The organism is Vibrio sp. OPT18 (assembly GCF_015163615.1).
GTDB lineage: Bacteria > Pseudomonadota > Gammaproteobacteria > Enterobacterales > Vibrionaceae > Vibrio > Vibrio coralliirubri.
The window spans coordinates 287,471-304,798 of the sequence record NZ_JADDYK010000073.1; the positions used below are offsets into that span (position 1 = coordinate 287,471).

13 protein-coding genes are annotated in these 17,328 nt (G+C 43.9%); 6 read left to right on the plus strand and 7 right to left on the minus strand.

The features are described from left to right. The 4 genes from IQQ51_RS19395 to IQQ51_RS19410 all read right to left on the minus strand — a co-directional run. Positions 1-1,849, minus strand: a 1,849-nt coding sequence (locus IQQ51_RS19395) for a TonB-dependent hemoglobin/transferrin/lactoferrin family receptor (protein ID WP_228013021.1), incomplete at its 3' end; no start/stop codon positions are given. Then, entirely contained in the window at positions 1,850-3,871 is a 2,022-nt protein-coding gene (locus tag IQQ51_RS19400; protein WP_193841864.1) for a prolyl oligopeptidase family serine peptidase, read from the minus strand. It lies immediately after the preceding gene. Between the two features lie 258 nt (positions 3,872-4,129). Next, a complete protein-coding gene (locus IQQ51_RS19405) occupies positions 4,130-5,017 on the minus strand; it encodes a lipase secretion chaperone (RefSeq protein ID WP_193841865.1) in 888 nt (295 codons plus the stop codon). A 38-nt stretch (positions 5,018-5,055) separates the two neighbouring features. After that, complete coding sequence (locus tag IQQ51_RS19410) at positions 5,056-5,997, minus strand: lipase family alpha/beta hydrolase (RefSeq protein ID WP_228013023.1); 942 nt, start codon at positions 5,995-5,997, stop codon at positions 5,056-5,058. 487 nt (positions 5,998-6,484) lie between these two features. Between IQQ51_RS19410 and IQQ51_RS19415 the strand changes: the two genes are divergently transcribed. Next, positions 6,485-7,732, plus strand: coding sequence for an SGNH/GDSL hydrolase family protein (locus IQQ51_RS19415; RefSeq protein WP_193841878.1), 1,248 nt, complete (start codon positions 6,485-6,487; stop codon positions 7,730-7,732). Between the two features lie 114 nt (positions 7,733-7,846). Here the strand turns inward: IQQ51_RS19415 and IQQ51_RS19420 are convergent, their stop codons facing one another. After that, positions 7,847-9,178, minus strand: a complete 1,332-nt coding sequence (locus IQQ51_RS19420) for a DEAD/DEAH box helicase (protein ID WP_048609810.1) — start codon at positions 9,176-9,178, stop codon at positions 7,847-7,849. Positions 9,179-9,538: 360 nt separating this feature from the next. Here IQQ51_RS19420 and IQQ51_RS19425 point away from each other — a divergent pair, with 360 nt between their 5' ends. Beyond that, complete coding sequence (locus IQQ51_RS19425) at positions 9,539-9,805, plus strand: Lpp/OprI family alanine-zipper lipoprotein (RefSeq protein ID WP_050632813.1); 267 nt, start codon at positions 9,539-9,541, stop codon at positions 9,803-9,805. A 156-nt stretch (positions 9,806-9,961) separates the two neighbouring features. Here IQQ51_RS19425 and IQQ51_RS19430 read toward each other — a convergent pair whose 3' ends face one another. Beyond that, on the minus strand, positions 9,962-10,936 hold the full coding sequence (locus IQQ51_RS19430) for a L,D-transpeptidase family protein (RefSeq protein WP_193841866.1): 975 nt from the start codon (positions 10,934-10,936) through the stop codon (positions 9,962-9,964). Between the two features lie 346 nt (positions 10,937-11,282). On the opposite strand from IQQ51_RS19430, the gene deoD reads away from it, so the two are divergent. The 4 genes from deoD to IQQ51_RS19450 all read left to right on the plus strand — a co-directional run bounded on the left by deoD (position 11,283) and on the right by IQQ51_RS19450 (position 16,781). Next, on the plus strand, positions 11,283-11,993 hold the full coding sequence (gene deoD / locus IQQ51_RS19435) for a purine-nucleoside phosphorylase (protein WP_017061880.1): 711 nt from the start codon (positions 11,283-11,285) through the stop codon (positions 11,991-11,993). Positions 11,994-12,075: 82 nt separating this feature from the next. Continuing rightward, positions 12,076-13,545, plus strand: a complete 1,470-nt coding sequence (locus IQQ51_RS19440) for an IS1 family transposase (protein WP_193841867.1) — start codon at positions 12,076-12,078, stop codon at positions 13,543-13,545. A 186-nt stretch (positions 13,546-13,731) separates the two neighbouring features. Next, positions 13,732-15,201 carry a hypothetical protein gene (locus IQQ51_RS19445; protein WP_193841868.1) on the plus strand — a complete coding sequence of 490 codons (1,470 nt, stop codon included), beginning with the start codon at positions 13,732-13,734 and terminating at the stop codon, positions 15,199-15,201. Next, positions 15,201-16,781 (plus strand): GGDEF domain-containing protein, encoded by a 1,581-nt coding sequence (locus IQQ51_RS19450; protein ID WP_193841869.1) that lies wholly within the window; start codon positions 15,201-15,203, stop codon positions 16,779-16,781. Before IQQ51_RS19445 ends, IQQ51_RS19450 begins: the two co-directional genes overlap by 1 nt. Positions 16,782-16,877: 96 nt before the next feature. On the opposite strand, the gene IQQ51_RS27405 is transcribed toward IQQ51_RS19450, so the two are convergent. Continuing rightward, a partial coding sequence (locus tag IQQ51_RS27405) for a DMT family transporter (protein WP_228013027.1) occupies positions 16,878-17,328 on the minus strand: 451 nt, incomplete at its 5' end.

Below are 17,328 nucleotides of genomic sequence, written 5' to 3' on the forward strand. Positions count from 1 at the left end.
TGTTGTCGTCATAAGTCACCTCGGCATTGCCTTCCCAAGGGGTTAATGTGCGAACTTTTTCTCCATCCTCATCTTCACCATCAACAAAACCGACTTTGGTACTCACACTCCAAAAGTCATTCAAACGATGCGCAATTGACGCTTCGATGCCGTACGTCTCGACTCCATTTGCGTTTTGATACTGCTTGTAGTAGTTGCCTGTATTTGAGTCAGGTACAAACGTGATCTGTTTAACGTCGATAAAATTATCGAACTTCTGATAGAAAACGGCGGCGTATAACTGAGTTTGGCCATTATCAAACTTACTACCTAGCTCAAACGAATCACTGGTTTCGGCCTCTAGGTCCATATTAGGCACAATGACAAATGGGGTAATTGGGACAAAGTCATGGTTTTGATAACCATAAATTTTGTCATAACCCGGAGCTCTAAAGCCGTGGTTGTACGAAAGGTATGTGTTGAGAGATTCTGTTAACTGATAACTCACCGATAAGCTAGGTGAGAACTCGCTAGAGCTTTGTTCCTTCACTTCGTAGCCATTGATCGTGCTCTGTGACTCAGGTTTCAACTGGTGTGAATCGAAACGGGCACCTGCCGTCACCGTCCACTGATCAATTTCAATCGCATCACGAACAAATGCAGCAAAGTTATACGAGCGAGCTGGAGCAAAAGGGACATCCGCGTTAAGTGACACTCCGTTCCAGTCTAAAACAGAAGATTGACTTGGACGCTCATGGAGGTTGGTTTCCATGCTCATGCCATAAGACAAGGTATGGATCATGTTTTGATGTTGGAATGCGCTAATAAAATCGGCGTTAGCACCAAGAAGTTGATCCGTGAAACCACGAACATCAATCGTTCTACGAAGCTCGGAAACGTTGTTGTTGGTTCGAGACATCAAACGATTCGTTGTGTCCTCATTAGTCATATCACGCCAATATATCTTGGCATCTAACACCTCAAACCAAGAATTTAGGGGCAGATACTCAAAGCCCGCATACGCAGAAAACGTCTCAGTATAAGACTGTTGGTCAAAATCTTCAGTGTCCCACTTACCGTCTTTTTGGATCTTAGAGGTACCTTCTTTTCGACTTAGATTCTCTTTGTAGTACTCAACATTCCCTTTGAGCATCAAGGCATCACTTGACCAGTAGTTCAAGGTGTAACCACCACCGACACCATCTATGTCTCGGTTATATAAGTCTTCATCAAAATTTCGAGTTTCTTCACCTTCCCAATAAGAAAGATTAACCAAGCTTTCGAATTTTCCCGAACGGAAGGCGAGGTTTGTTGCGCCTTTGTATTTATTACTGATACCGGTATAGGTTGCAGAGACATCACTATAGAAATCTTTTTCCTCGAGATAGTCCCCCGGCTTTTTAGTCCGAACCACCACCACACCACCAATAGCACCTGAGCCAAATACAGACGAACTAGCCCCTTTTATAACCTCAATACTTTCTAGGTTAGACATATCAAACGAGTTACGTCCAATCTTGTCATTGATGTCATTGGCACCAAAGCCATCAGCAGACTTGATTCCGTCTTTCACTATCAAGATACGGTTACCTGTCATTCCGCGGATAGTGATGTTTTGAGGTCGCCCCGCTCCCCCAGAAACACTAACTCCCGGCTCGCTCTTTATTGCATCATAAAGCTCTGTTGCACCCTTTTTCTCTAGTTCTTCACCAGTGATCACAGCCACTGACCCAGCGACTTTGGATAGTGGCTGTTCTATTTTATTCGCTGTTACGATCACTTCTTCAAAGTGATAAACCTCAGATTCGGCGTGCACGAGGTTGGCAGCAAGTACACTCAGTACTGCCGCTGATAAGGGGGAAAGCTTCATTTACTGCTCCGCTTTAATGTCTTTTGGGATAAGTGATAAAAGAAATGCGTACTCAAACGCTTGTTGCGATTGCGATCGTCGCCTGTCTGCCGAGTGCCCTTGAGTAAAGTTTGTCGACAATAAATAAGGCCCGCTCCCGGTCGTTAGTTCGCTAAGTTTTGCGTAATACTTAGCTCCTTCCCAATAGGGAACTCGGCGGTCATTGAGGCCAACCTGAATCAATATTGGTGGGTAGTTTTGTTCGCTAAGATTCAGATAAGGGTCGTATTGCTTCATTACCTTCAATTCATCGGCAATATTTGGATTGCCCCACTCACCATACTGCTGAGCCGTTAGAGGTATTACAGAATCAGACATGCTGTTCACGACATCGACAAAGGGGACTTTAAGGACTGCACCACTAAACAAGTCAGGAGCCTGATTTAATGCTGCGGCAACAAGAGTGCCACCAGCGCTTCCACCCATAGCGTAAATTGGACGTCTACCTTGATCGTATGTCGTCAAATCTCGAGCTACAGCAATGAAATCCGAGATAGCATTCTCTTTTTTGACCCCTTTTCCTGCTTGGTACCAAGCATCACCATAAAAGCCGCCACCGCGAACATGTGCAATTGCATAAATCACGCCCTCATCAAGTAGGCTAATGATTTGGGGCATAAAGTAAGGCTTCATCGTCATTCCGTAGGCCCCGTACCCGTACAAAAACAGAGGTGTATCCTTCGTGAGCTTATCCTTGCGATACGCCAAAGTTACTGGGATCGTTACCCCGCCAGAGTTGACGATGACTTGCTCGGAATAATAGTTAGATTTTTGATATTGAGGGTAGTGATCTTGAGAGAAGAGCTCTCGTTTTAGAGTGTCAGTATTCAGCCGCTCCCACTTCGCTGGCTGAGTTAAAGACATGCTTCGAATGTGCAGTTTGTTACTTTGGTAGTCACCTACTTGGCTTACCCAAGCAACTTGATCTGGTTCTGCTATCAGCTGTCTTGAACGATGACGTCCGTCGTTATCGAAGAATTGTAAAAATTGAGACGCACCAGTCTGGGTGATGATCACAGGCCCCGACTCAAACAGATGAAAGTTACTGATTCTAGATTCATCACTCGGTTCAAAAACAGCATTCCAATTATCTATTTTTGATGCTTGATTAAGCGCTACCGAGTAAAAAGCAAATCCCTTACGAGCATGGTTACTGTTCGAGAATAAACGAGAGCCAATAACATCAACGTAGTACTCCACGCCAGTTCTGCGAGGTAAGAAAGGTTTAGAGATTTCGCCGGTATCAAGATTTAACAGGCGTTGCTCACTTGAATCTTCATTGTTTGCCTGAACGATAGCAAATTGCGTATCACTTGAAAGGTAGTACGACAGTAACCACGCAGAATCTGGTTCTTCAATTAATTGATTTGGTTCTGACTGGTCTAAGAAGTATTGCGTTAGCGCATAAGGTCTCGAAGTTTGTTGCTCAAGTTGAACCAAATACAGAGATTGATCGTCTTTCGACCACGCAAGTGTACTGTCTACATTCCGCGCGATTGGGGTAACTTGACGAGTTTTAAGATCAACAACACTGACTCGGTACTGTTCTGATCCTGTGTCATCTTCGGCGATCGCCAGCTGTGTTCTGGTTGAGTTTAATGCCCAGCCAGCTAACTGATAGTAATCAAGACCGGTAGATCGATCGTCAAGGTTAAGTAGCTCCGTTGATTCTTCATTCCCAACCAATCGGGACGACAAAACTCTTTCACCATTGTGATTGAGGATCGCATACTCATACCCACCAATTTCAAACCACGGTTTGTCAGCTCTCTCTGGGCGATTGTCCTGCCAATTGTCTTGCAAGGATTCACTCAATAACCGAATACGTTCTTGATACTGCTGAGTTTTATTATTTTGTTGATTAAGATAGTTGAGTACGTTGCTCGCGCTACGGGAATCATCTCTAAGCCAAGAGAGCTGATCGGAAGCACTGACCGTCCCCATCAGTAAAAGAGTAAAAGCTAACAACACAAACACTTTCATAAACTCAACAAATCCATACGCTAATTTAATAAATTTCGCGTATACTGCACTCAAACGATAATGAGATCAATTATCATTTACATAAATATGTGATATTAATCACGATAGATACGTCAATTAATTATGAATTGCTCTTGTATTACTATGGAATATTTATGTTTATTCAGAAGAAGAAAACCAGTTGATAGTTTTGACTATAAGCAATAATTTACCATATTACAGAATAAGCAATCGTTTACTTAATTAAACTAAATGACTTTACTGTTTAGTTTCATTAGCTCGAATTCTTTCAATCGCTTCTACCCTTCTAAGCTGTTCTGGTGGGAAATGTTCAGTCCTAAGTTGCGCAATCTTCTCTTGTTGTTCGGTTTCTGATAGGAATGAATCTTTCAAAACATCATTTCGTTCTGCCAAGTAGACCTCAAAAGAGTCTTCAAAGGCCGCTCTTTGTTTATCAAGAGCTTCAAGTCTTTGGGTTGCTTCTTCACCAACAAGTTCGCTTCTCTTTAAATATTTACCCTGTTCATCGAGACCTTCAGAGCTAGAGAGCTGTTGGAGTAACACCTGATTCTGGTGACTCGACTGAACATAATCAGGTTGCTCAGATAAATAGGATTCAAGTCTTTGTTGGTATTCTTCATCCTCTAATCCCTCCTGTTTCAGGAGTAACTTTTCTAAGGCGATTTCTCTCATTCTGTTGTCATGCGTAAACAGAATACTTATCTCGCTCTCACTGAAGAACTGAGCTTGAAGATCAAGAAGCGCTTGATTGAGTGCGCGTAGGTCATCAGCGGAAATGGATGTGGTATCGAATTGTACGTCCAACGATGCCAGTGCCGACTTATACTCTATATATTTGGCAAACAGTGCTTCATCGACCACGGCTGTTGATGATTGCTCGTGGTGTTTCGCCACATTGCCTCGAATATCTTCAAGGGTTAATTCTGTATTACCCGATACGAAGTATTCCATCATGTCTTTTGCTGATGCGTTATCAATGTCGGTGTCTTGTTGAGAGGCGACTTTCAATGAGGAGACGCGTTGTTCGTCGTCAGTATGTGTATCTTGATTATTTAGATATAAAAAGACCGCCGCTGTGCTCATCAGGGCTATCGTGGTTATCGACAAAATGGCGGTCTTTTTCATCATACTTTCCTTGTTTTCTTATTAAACTGCTTTGCAGACTACAAGCCAGCCAACTTCAATCGATTGGCATGCTGACGATATAGAGTCACAGGATCGGTCTCAAACAAGTGGTGAATTCCCAATAACCCATTGATCTCATCTAGGTGGTTCATTTTGTACTCATCACCAATCACTTTGCCCAAATGGGCGCTGCATGCTCCTACTAACCCGTCATTAGGTTCATTGAAAGCTAAGCCTAGGATTGTCATCGCTCCGTCGGTAGGATCAAGAAGGTTGGTAAAAGTGGAAGACCCTGTCCATGAATAGTAATAAACGCCGTTACTTGCTTGCCACTCACCATCACCACACTCAGAGTTCGGAACGCCCTCAGGATAAAACTGGTTGAATGCTAGTGAGCCTTCTGTGGTCAATGCTTCAAGAGAAGCGAGGCCATCTTGGTCGAGATCCGTTCCACCAGATAAAAGGTTAATCAGTGTCGTTAATCCACCTGCTAATTTCACCGCGATACCTTCTGTGACAGAGCCTTCAGATACATTCCCTCTAACGAGATCAGCAACCTTAGAACCTTTATGCACACCGCCAATACTGGTCACTGAAGCAACAAGATCCGGTCGAACTGACGCAACATAACGAGCCGTAGGCCCACCGTGGCTATGACCAACCAGATTCACCTTACTTGCTCCTGTTGCAGCTAGCAGCGTTTCAACTTGGCTAAGTAACTGTTCACCACGGACCTCTGAACTGTTGGTTGCAGAGACCTGAGCGACATATACGTTCGCGCCATCTTTGGTTAGGGATTCAGGTACGCCATAGAAATAGTCGACGCCCGCTAATGTATCGAAACCAAACAGACCATGTACCAACATAATGGGGTATTTCGTTTCAGTGTATCCGCTGGCTTCTAATGCTGATGCGCTCGTTCCGGCATATACGCCAAAACTGGATAGGCAGGCTATCGTCCAAATTAATATCTTTTTCAATGCTCTTTCCTTAAACAGATTAGACCTCTGATGAGTAAAAGAACCGTAGATGATGATTTTATAAAACAGAAAGTAACGATTTGATATTTGTGATGGCGAACTTGAATTAAACAGGTGCGATGAACATTAGGCAAACAGAATCAGAAGGAAAACCGAAACCATAAGCAATTGATTAAATTAACATTTAACTAAGGTTGATGAGATTGTTCTTTCAATACTCTGACTCAAATATCAATTCAACATTCGTAATAATCCAAAGTTTGTCGACAAATAACCGTTTGGAAACAGGTATTTTTCAACCACAAACTCGTTGAAAACTCGATGCTTATGCCATTAACGACACACCATAAGCCTGAATGCATTGACGATAATCATTAATCTTAGATATAGGTCGTACCAGTTATTTACTTATCCACTTATCAACAAACAATAGGCAACAAGCAACAACGTTTTGTTTGGCTCACTAAATACAAAAGAGAATACAGTGATGAAAAATACGGCTTTAATACTCTCGTTAGCCCTGCCTTTTGGCGCTTATGCCGCTGAAGACTCAATACCAACACCAGAATCGATTACATCTGCACAAGTACTCAGTACACAAGGCTCAGAGACCTATTCATATGTTAGATGTTGGTATCGAACCGATGCCTCTCATGACTCCCCAGCCACCGACTGGAAGTGGGCAAAGAAAGAGAATGGTGATTACTACACGATCAACGGATATTGGTGGTCTTCTGTTTCTTTCAAAAACATGTTTTACAGTGATGCGCCTCAATCTGAAATCAAACAGCGTTGCGAACAGACGCTCGACATCCAACATGACGTCGCTGACATCACCTACTTTGCCGCAGATAATCACTTCTCTTACAACCACTCAATCTGGACCAACGACAACGCTTTTCAAGCCAATAGCATCAACCGTATTGTCACCTTTGGCGATAGCCTGTCCGACACTGGTAATCTATTTAATGGCTCTCAATGGGTTTTTCCGAACACAGATTCGTGGTTTTTAGGGCACTTTTCGAATGGTTTAGTCTGGACGGAGTATTTAGCAAAAGCGAAAGATGTCCCTCTGTATAACTGGGCTGTGGGTGGCGCCGCAGGTACCAACCAATACGTGGCATTGACTGGTGTTTATGATCAAGTCACCTCTTATCTGACCTACATGAAAGTCGCCAAAAACTATCGCCCGGAAAACTCACTGTTTACTCTCGAGTTTGGCCTCAATGACTTCATGAACTACAACCGAGAAGTTGCCGATGTAAAAGCTGACTTTAGCAGCGCGCTGATCCGCTTAACGGAATCCGGTGCGAACAATATCCTACTGTTCACCTTACCCGATGCAACCAAAGCCCCTCAATTCAAATACTCAACCGAGCAAGAGATCATAAAAGTTCGTGGCAAGATCTTAGAATTCAACCAGTTCATCAAAGCTCAAGCAGAGTATTACCAAGGTATGGGGAAAAACGTGGTGTTGTTCGATGCGAGTGAGTTGTTCGCCAGCATTACTGATAACCCAGAACAACATGGCTTTCGAAACGCGAGTGATGCTTGTCTTGATATTAATCGAAGCTCAGCGGCCGACTACCTGAAAAGCCACAGCTCAACCAATGATTGTGCGACCTATGGTTCAGACAGCTATGTATTCTGGGGCGTGACGCACCCAACTACAGCTACTCATAAATACATTGCAGACCACATCTTGGCGTATTCGTTCTCGACGTTCGATTTCTAGCTAAATACAGCTAGCTAATGGCTCAGACAAAGTAAAGATACAAAAAAACCGCCTAATAATGGCGGTTTTTATTTATGTCAGTTTTACAAACAAACGCTTTTAACTGGCTGGTGATTACTCGTCGTCAGTTTTTGGCGCAACTTTCTTCTTAGGGATAAACACGGTATCACCCACTGCCACATTCTGGTGGAAGCTCTTATCGCGCTTAACTGGTTTCTTCGGCGTTTTCTTCGCTTGAGTGTTGGTTTTCTTCTTCGCAGGACCGCCTTTAGCAAACGCAGGTTTACGAGGCTTAATACCTTTGAACTTACCTTTTAGGCCTTCAAGCACTGAGAAAGTAAGATCTTGTTGAAGGTAAAGCTCAACACGCTTGAAGCTGTCCCAGTCTTTTGGACCAACCAAAGAGATTGCATCGCCTTTGTTACCTGCACGGCCAGTACGACCAACACGGTGAACGTATTCTTCGGTGTGCTTCGGCATATCAAAGTTGATTACGTGGCTTACGTTTGGAATATCGATACCACGTGAAGCAACATCGGTTGTTACCAAAATCTTGTAAACCGCACGCTCAAACTGACTCATGATCGCATTACGCTGCGTTTGGTTTAAGTTACCGCTCAGTGCAACTGCTTTAAGCTTCTTCTCATTCAGCTTATCCGTTAGGCGATCCGTATCAGCACGAGTTGCTGTGAAGATCATGACCTGACGGTATTCAGCTTCTTCTAGTACACGGTCTAGAATCGCTTCTTTGTGATCTAGGTGATCACATAGGTAGAATTTCTGAGTGATATCAAGATGTTGCTCGTTAGAAACACCAACAGAGATGCGCTTAGGTGCGTCTAGCATTTCATTGGCAATGCCGTTCACTTCAGCGTGATCCAGCGTCGCAGAGAACATTAGAGTTTGACGACGACGGTGCTTAGCTGCGTTTGCAATACGACGTAGTTCTGGAGCAAAACCAAGATCAAGCATACGGTCTGCTTCATCAAGGATTAGCGTTTCAACACCATCAAGGAACAATGAGCGGTGCTCTAGGTGGTCAGCAAGACGACCTGGCGTCGCTACGATAAAGCGAGGGTACTTACGCAGTGCTTTAACTTGATCGTTAAAGTTCTCACCACCTAAGATAAGCGCCGCTTCATAAGACAGACCACCAAGCATGCTACGCAATTCGCCGTAAACTTGCTTCGCTAGCTCACGAGTAGGAGCCAAAATTACACCACGAGGATCTTTAGCAGAAAACGCTTTTGTTTTTAATGCTTTATGTATCATTGGCAACACAAACGCCAATGTTTTTCCTGATCCCGTTTTTGATGAAGCCAATAGATCCTTACCAGCAATAGCAACAGGGATCGCTTTTGATTGGATCTCTGTCGCCTTCTTGAAGTCGTAATGTTTTAAGTTCTTCAGTAAGCGGTTATCTAAGCCTAAATCTTTAAAGTGCAAAGGACTCTCCAGTCATGATGGTATTGAATAAAATTAATTTAACGTGACATGATACCGCGAAAGTACTTTATAAGGATAGAGATCACAGTAAATTTATCCCTTAATCTATCTTTAGCTAGAACATTGTATGCATTGTTAGCAAAGGGATAACCCGCCAAAACACCTTCAAGTCGTCTCTAAATCCTTCATCTCATAAGTGAGACACAACGTGATACTTAGCTAATTCCCTCAAAAATTTAGCAATTTCTTTAGTTATTGTTTTTGCAGTTAAAAAATTAGTCGCTACAATCATTAATGAAGCGACTATATGATAAAGAATGTATAGCGCATCTTTTGATGATAAATAAGCAAGGAGTTCTTATGAATAAGACGTTAATCGCAGCTGCAGCATCAGTTTTCATTTTAGCCGGTTGTTCTTCAGAGCCAGAAGAAGCTGCAGTATCAGAAGTGGATCAACTAACTAACCAAGTGGCTCAACTTACAAGCGAAGTTGAAGCACTTAAGAGTGACAAAGCAGCCGCAGAAATGAAGGCTCAAGAAGCAGAAGCAGCCGCTATGGCAGCGAAAGAAGAAGCGGATCGTGCTAACGAACGTATCGACAACATCGCTGAGTCTTACACTAAGTAGTTTTAGATCTAATCGCGATTAAGCTGTAGATTAAATAAGTCGCAAAAAGCAGTATAGACAGCACCACTTCTTAAAGGATGTGGTGCTTTTTTTGGGCGATACTAATTCGAGTAAAAAAAAGATAAAACCACTCCTTGTTATAAAGAGACAATCGAATTAAAACTCAATCACAGGTGGTGCTATCTCAACAGGCACGCCGTTTTGAGCAAAGATAACTGCTTTCGCCTTTGAATTTGGCAGTTCTGCTTCTTCAAGCCACCATTTTAGTTCCACAGGGATCTGTAATGATTTCTTTGAACCATCACTTCGAGTTAATGGTTCGTGCGCTTCAACAAACACACTTCTATCTGGCTCTAACGACACCTTAATCGGCTCATTGATAATGGTGACCTGTTCACCACGGTTTACTTGCTCAAACAGCCACTCAATATCTTTAGGTTCCATTCGGATACAACCAGAGCTAACTCGTAAACCTATTCCGAAGTCTTTGTTTGTACCATGAATCAAATAGTCGCCAGCGCCATAAGCAAGCCTCAAAGCGTACTCACCCAATGGATTTTCCGGCCCAGCAGGAACCACTCTCGGTAACTCAATGCCCTTTTCAAGATACTCTTTGCGGATCGAATTTGGTGGTGTCCATGTTGGATTCGGTCTTTTTTGGCTTATCTTGGTGATCATCTCGGGAGTATCGCGCCCCACTCGACCGATGCCGACAGGGAAAACATGCACCTGATTTTTCTCGGGCTCAAAGTAATACAACCTTAACTCAGCAAGATTGATGACGATCCCCTTTCTTGGGGTGTCAGGCAGAATCAAGCGGCTTGGAATGCTTAGCACATAGCCTTCCGCAGGGAGAAAAGGATCCACCCCTTTGTTGGCTGCCATTAAAGAAAGAAAACCAATATCGTATTGCTTGGCAATAATGGCTAAGGTTTCGCCCGCCGCCACTTCATGTTGCTGGATTCTGCCCACAATGCGGCTTTCTGTTGGTGGCAATTCAAAGGTTGCAGCAGACACCCACGATGAAGCTATCCCGCTGGCAAGCAAAGTAGTTCTTACAACAAGCGACACCGCCCTGTGAAGTCGTGTTTTCATTGACGGTAAAGGCGTCGAGTTAGCGCAATGCGACATACAAATCCTTGGTTTGTCTTTTATCAAAGTTTAGATTATCTCTGATCAAACGTCTCTACAACGTATTGTTGTCTCGAAACTGATAGGCAACAAGTTTATATGTAAGCCTTTTCCTCTCATTCGCTTGCAATTAACCCATACAAAATCGATTGCCTTTACGCTTTCAACATATTTGGTTATCAATATTAATAAAACTATAATGGCAGACCTGTTTTGTGACTAAAGTCTCATGGAGCCACGTTCTAACTCGCTAATATTGCCTCAACAAAACGAATTCAATTCAACAGAATCGGTAATTGATTAAATCCTGTTCCTATAATTACCGTTTAAACTTTGGAGAACGACCATGGCTACACCTCATATTAATGCTCAAGCTGGTGATTTCGCAGAAACAGTACTTATGCCGGGCGACCCGCTTCGCGCAAAATACATTGCAGAAACATTCCTTGATGACGTGAAGCAAGTTTGTGACGTTCGCAACATGTTTGGCTACACAGGCACTTACAAGGGTAAGAAAGTTTCTGTAATGGGCCACGGTATGGGTATCCCATCATGTTGCATCTACGTACACGAGCTAATCGCTGAGTTCGGCGTGAAAAACGTAATTCGCGTAGGTAGCTGTGGCGCAGTACGTGACGACGTTAAACTAATGGACGTTGTTATCGGTATGGGTGCATCTACTGACTCAAAAGTAAACCGTATTCGTTTCAACAACCACGACTTCGCTGCTATCGCTGATTTCGGTCTTCTAGAAGAAGCAGTAAACCAAGCTCGTGCACAAGAAGTTCCAGTTAAAGTTGGTAACGTATTCTCTGCAGACCTTTTCTACACTCCAGAAGCTGACCTTTTCGAAAAAATGGAAAAGCTAGGCATCCTAGGTGTTGATATGGAAGCGGCTGGTATCTACGGTGTTGCTGCAGACCTTGGTGCTAAAGCACTAACTATCCTAACAGTATCTGACCACATCATCCGTGGTGAAAAACTAAGTTCTGAAGAGCGTCAAAAATCTTTCAACGACATGATGAAAGTTGCTCTAGAGACAGCAATCAACATCTAACGATTTGATCAAAGATACATTGAAAAGCGTTACCCCGCAGCCAGGCTCGCTTGGCTGCTCAAATAATCCCGAGGGGGAGATCGTGTCTAACGACAAGCTGCCAAAAGATGCGGATGGTTTGCAACTCAACTTTTGTAAAACATTGGCGTGTGACAACTTTGGCTTGAGCGATGCAAAACGGTATGTTTTGCAACACGCGAACCCTAAGCGTCCAGCGATGGTTTGTCGTGAATGTGGAGCTTTCCCCCCCTTACTTAACAATCGTGAAGTGTTAAGCGAACTTCATCGCCTAAGACAACTTCACAGCGACGGGCTCCCTGCTTGTCGTAATGATGATTGCGATAACTTCGGCTTATCGGTTCATACCCATAAACATCTTTATCATGCCTTCGGCTACAGTGGCGACAGACAGCGTTATCGATGCAAAGACTGCCAATCAACCTTCGTTGATAAATGGTCTGGATCCAATAAAAAACTCCAATTTCAAGAGAACCTCATGGGCTTACTGTTCATGGGCTATTCCGTACGTGAAATCTGCCGAAAATTAGAGATCAACCCAAAGACTTTCTATGATCATGTTGACCATATCGCGAGCCGTTGTCGTCGTAAATTAGCGATGATCGATGCACGATGGGTTAACCATGCGAAAGATTACGAATTCGCATCTCACTACCAGCGTCTGCAACCACAAAGTAACAACGGTGTGGTGTGGATAGCGACGGGCGAGGCGCATTCTGGCTATATACTTTGCCAACACGTTAACTACTCTCAAAATGAAGAACCATCAGGAAACGTCGACCACAACCCTTATGATGATGTGGCACGATTTGTATCCAAGGAGCACTCTTCAGAAGCGAACCTCGAACTACCTCAGCCCTCTGACAAACTAAAAGAGCGCATTGAACAGCAGTACCAAGTGATTCTTGCGAGAGGTAACGTTGAGGACCCTATGGGTAACCTCACCACATTTAGCTACCCTTCAAAAGGCGCACTCATTCGACCGCCTTATACCTCTTATGCTCACTTCTTACATGTGTTGGATATGTGTAACGAAGACAAGCATGTCGCCATCTATATGCCACAAGATCCATTACTAAGATCTGCCGCTTTGAGCGTATGTTTGCCGCGCATTCAGAGTCAAAATATTGACCTTATGTATGTCGAGGAAGATTCTAGCTGGCAAGACGATCAAAGTTTTGAAAAGATCGACATCGTTCACATGAGTTGGTGGCGAGATCGTTGGGCTATTGCGAATCAGGGTGATAACCAGAAAGGTATCTGCTACCTAACCGGTAACAATCCAGAACCAAAACAGTGGTTTAACACGGCCTCAATTCAACAAACTAAGTTCTATCAACAGCGCTTTCAGCTGTTATTTGATAGCTTTATTAATGAGCCCAGACGTAAGCTTCGTCCTGGGGGCATTCTTCCATTGCTCGACATATTTAGAGCTTGGCACAATCTGTGCTACCAAGATAAGCAAGGGCTCACGGCAGCACAACGCTTAGGCGTAGCGGAGCTGCCATTAACTCTAAAGCAACTACTTTCATAGCAACAAAGCCTCTAGGTAATTATTCGGGAACTCATTGATTTTAAAGCGACAACATGAGGTAACACCCATAATTAGAAAAGATCGATGTTCCTTTGACGCTCTACGAAAGATAATTGGTGCTTATCTCAAACTACACTCTTATAATGATTGTGTTATCAATATGTTCGATAATCATGGATCTAAGTCTTGGACAAAAATCAGTACCTTCTTGAAACAGAATTAGAAAAACTCAAAACTCGTGTCGACTCTGAGCCATCGGTGATCCTAGAGATTGCCCAACAGTGCCTAGTCCGATCAGAGCAAGTTCTGTTTGAAGAGGGTGCCATCCAGTCATTGATGCTAATGGCAAGGTGTAGCTGGAACCTGATGGATTACCAAAAAGGTTTAAAATACATCAAGGAAGCCTACAAGCGCCAAAGCCGATTAGATACCGACCTTTTTCTCCCTGAAATCCTCCATTTACACGCGCTCCAGTTCTGGGGACAAGCCAAGTATTACTCCGCCCAACAGTTTTGGATCAATGCCTTAGAGCAGTCCGCGTTGGTTGATGAAGTCGAAATTCAAATTGAATGCCTCATTGGCCTTGGCAATATTTGGCGGATGACCCACGAATATAAACTTGCACGTTCTACCCACCAGCTTGCCGTTAAAGTGGCTAACAACAGCCGCATTGGTTGGTTAGAGGGTAAAGCCAGAATACTGCTTGCGTGGGATTACTACCTGCTCAACAACTATGTTGAAATGCTGTCGGTATTGGACGGTGCAGAAGAAGCATTAAAAGACCATAAAGATAACACTTGGCATGCTGAGGTGTGGGACTTCCGAGGCCTTGCTCTACTTGGCCTTGAACGCTTAGATGACGCAGAGCGTGCCACGGACAAAGCGCACAATCTGGCAGTCGAACACAACCTAGTTTGGATGAAGGCGCACTCATACATCAGCCGAGCGCGATTGGAGCTCCTGAGAAAAAGACCAGAACAAGCGGCGGAATTACTGAGGCTCGCGGAACAATCCGCAAACGAGTTCGATAATGGCGAGTTGCTGAGCCAAATCTGTTACCAACAATCCTTGGTGGCGGAAGAAAACCAAGACTTCCAAGCCGCGCTCGTCGCCTTTAAAAAGTACCGTCAATATTCTATCGGCATGCTAAAAGAGCAAACGACACGTGTTGGGTTAGATAAAGCGCGCAGTTCAAAACGCCAGCTTGAACAGAGAGCACGAAAACTGATTAACCGTATTCGCGGTCAGCACGAGTACGATCCTGAAAAGCACCTCTCTTACGTTGTCTCTGAAACCTTTTGGTGGGAAAAGTTGGTGCTGTTCAAGACCGAGCTTAAACGTTCAAACCACAGCATCATTATGTTCCATCATGTCGATACTGATTACTTAGATGTCTGTACCGAGATTGCTCATGCTTTATGTAACCAGAATGACTTCATCGCAAGACTAAGTTCTGAACGTGTGGCTCTTATGCTTTCCGAAAAAGGCGAAGCCGCAGAACAAACCTTCCAAACTCTCAGCACCATGCTCGATATCTATCCATGGCATAGAAAAGGATTAAAAGGTTCGAAACCAACCGTCAGCCTCAATGATATTTTGACGTTCCCGTTCACGCTTGAACAACTCGAAGAAGACGATGCTGAGGTAATAGAATAATGGAAACTCTATTAAGCAAGATCACAGACGCCGGTTTAGACCCTTCATCAGTATCAGGTGAAGAAGCGATCATCTTCTGGAACCACATTCGCCAGCACGTTTCGACAACGCAAATAGAGCAAGCGCACTGCTATATCATTAGCTCTGAGTACCGTGCTGAGTTACAACAAAATCAAACCAGTATCGAAGAGTTGAGACGAGCACTCGATCTGCTCCACCTTCCTGCCGATATCGAAGACATTCTTACAGTCAAAACCAGCTTAAGTGACCGCTTAGTTGAAATCGGTGATTACACGTCAGCACTCAATGAATTCGTCAGTTCATCGACTATCGCGGTTGAACACGGTCATATCGATGAGTATGTATTAGCTATTTTAGGCATGGGCAACCTGTGTGATTCCTATGGCGATCACAACAGAGCCCTTCGCTACTACCAAAAAATCAGCAGCATAGACCACGCAATAAGCAGTCGCTCACTTCGCCTCAAATTCAAGCTGCATATGGTAGCAAGCTTGCTTCTACTCAATCGCATTACTGCAGCCAGCGATTTACTGAATGAGTGCGAAGAACTGAGTATTTTGGTTAGTGACAAGTTGCTCACAGCTCAAATATTGCTTTACCAAGCGAAGGTGCTGCGCGCTAAGAAAAAATACCATGAAGCGCTACGCTGTCTGTCTAAAGTTCAATACCCAGCCAACAGCACTCAAGCAAGCTGGCTCGCGACCATGACTCGTCTAGAGCTAGCACATTGCCTAAGTGCAATCGGCAAGCAAGACTACGCGAGCATGATTTTGTCGAGTACGGACAAACGTGTGAAAGCCTACTCGTCGCCAGTGCTTGCAAAACGATTCTACGATTCGCTAAGTGATGTGTGTATGAGTCAAGGGCGTTTTCAAGAAGCGCTAAGCTATGAGAAAAAAGGCTATCGAATTGAAACCGATCTGATGAAGCAGATCCCAATCAGTGAACTCGGTGCAAGCCAACTACGCCGCCTGTCCCGTTTTGAATTACAGCTCAAACTCATTCTCTCTGAACAAGAGAACAAAGAGTTGAAAGAGACGACTGAACAACACAAGAATGCGGTGGCTCAGCTTCAACAAGACGTGTTCACCGATCCATTGACAGGGTTACACAACCGCCGCTGGTTAGATGTGAAACTGAAGGACATGCTGCTGCACGATACCTCTTTCGCACTAATGGTTATCGATATTGACCACTTCAAGTCTATCAATGATGAACTGAGTCACTTAGTGGGTGATAAAGCGATTGTTAGTGTGTCTCAAGAGCTGCGCTCATACTTTAAGTTTAGAGGCGCGTCGTGTGTCAGATTTGGTGGAGAAGAGTTCCTCGTCATTCTAGAGAACACTGATCTTCCTAAAGCGGAAATGCACTCTGAAAATTATCGAGAGCGCATCTTCCAATTCGGTTGGCATGAGATACTTGGGGAGCGCGGTTTGACCGTGAGTATTGGTATCACTTTGCATCGTGACGGAGAGAATACTCAACGCACCTTCTACCGTGCCGATAAAGCTCTATACCGAGCTAAAGCCAACGGCCGTAATCAAGTTTGTACAGAGTAATGGCATGTCACTCTGTAATTCTGTAATTCTGTAATTCTGTAATTCTGTAATTCTGTAATTCTGTAATTCTGTAATTCTGTAGCTAAGGCCAACAGATTATTGATAAAAGAACAGGGAAATACCCGCGAGGGCGGCAAGCGTCCCGATGATACTTTGTTTTGACACCTTCTCCCCTTTCAGCGCATAAATCACCAAAATAAAGACCGGGCTGGTCGCTATCAACGTTTGTGCAATCGCAGGGTTAGCATTTTTCAGCGCCACTTGTTGAAGCCATAGAGCGAGAAACGTACCGACAAAGATTGCCCCTAATAACCACAGTTTATCGAACTTGGTCATTTCCCATAAATCTCTTTTTATCGATGAATACGGCTTCTTTTCAACGAAAGGGATAATCAGCATCACAGCAAACACGCCAATCGTCAGGCGAATCAGTGCACCTAACAATGGTGGAATGTCACCCGCCACTAACGCGTAATGAGAAATAACCACACCAGATGCCTGACAGACACTCGCCACAAGCCCATAACCAATGCCCCCCCACTGCGCT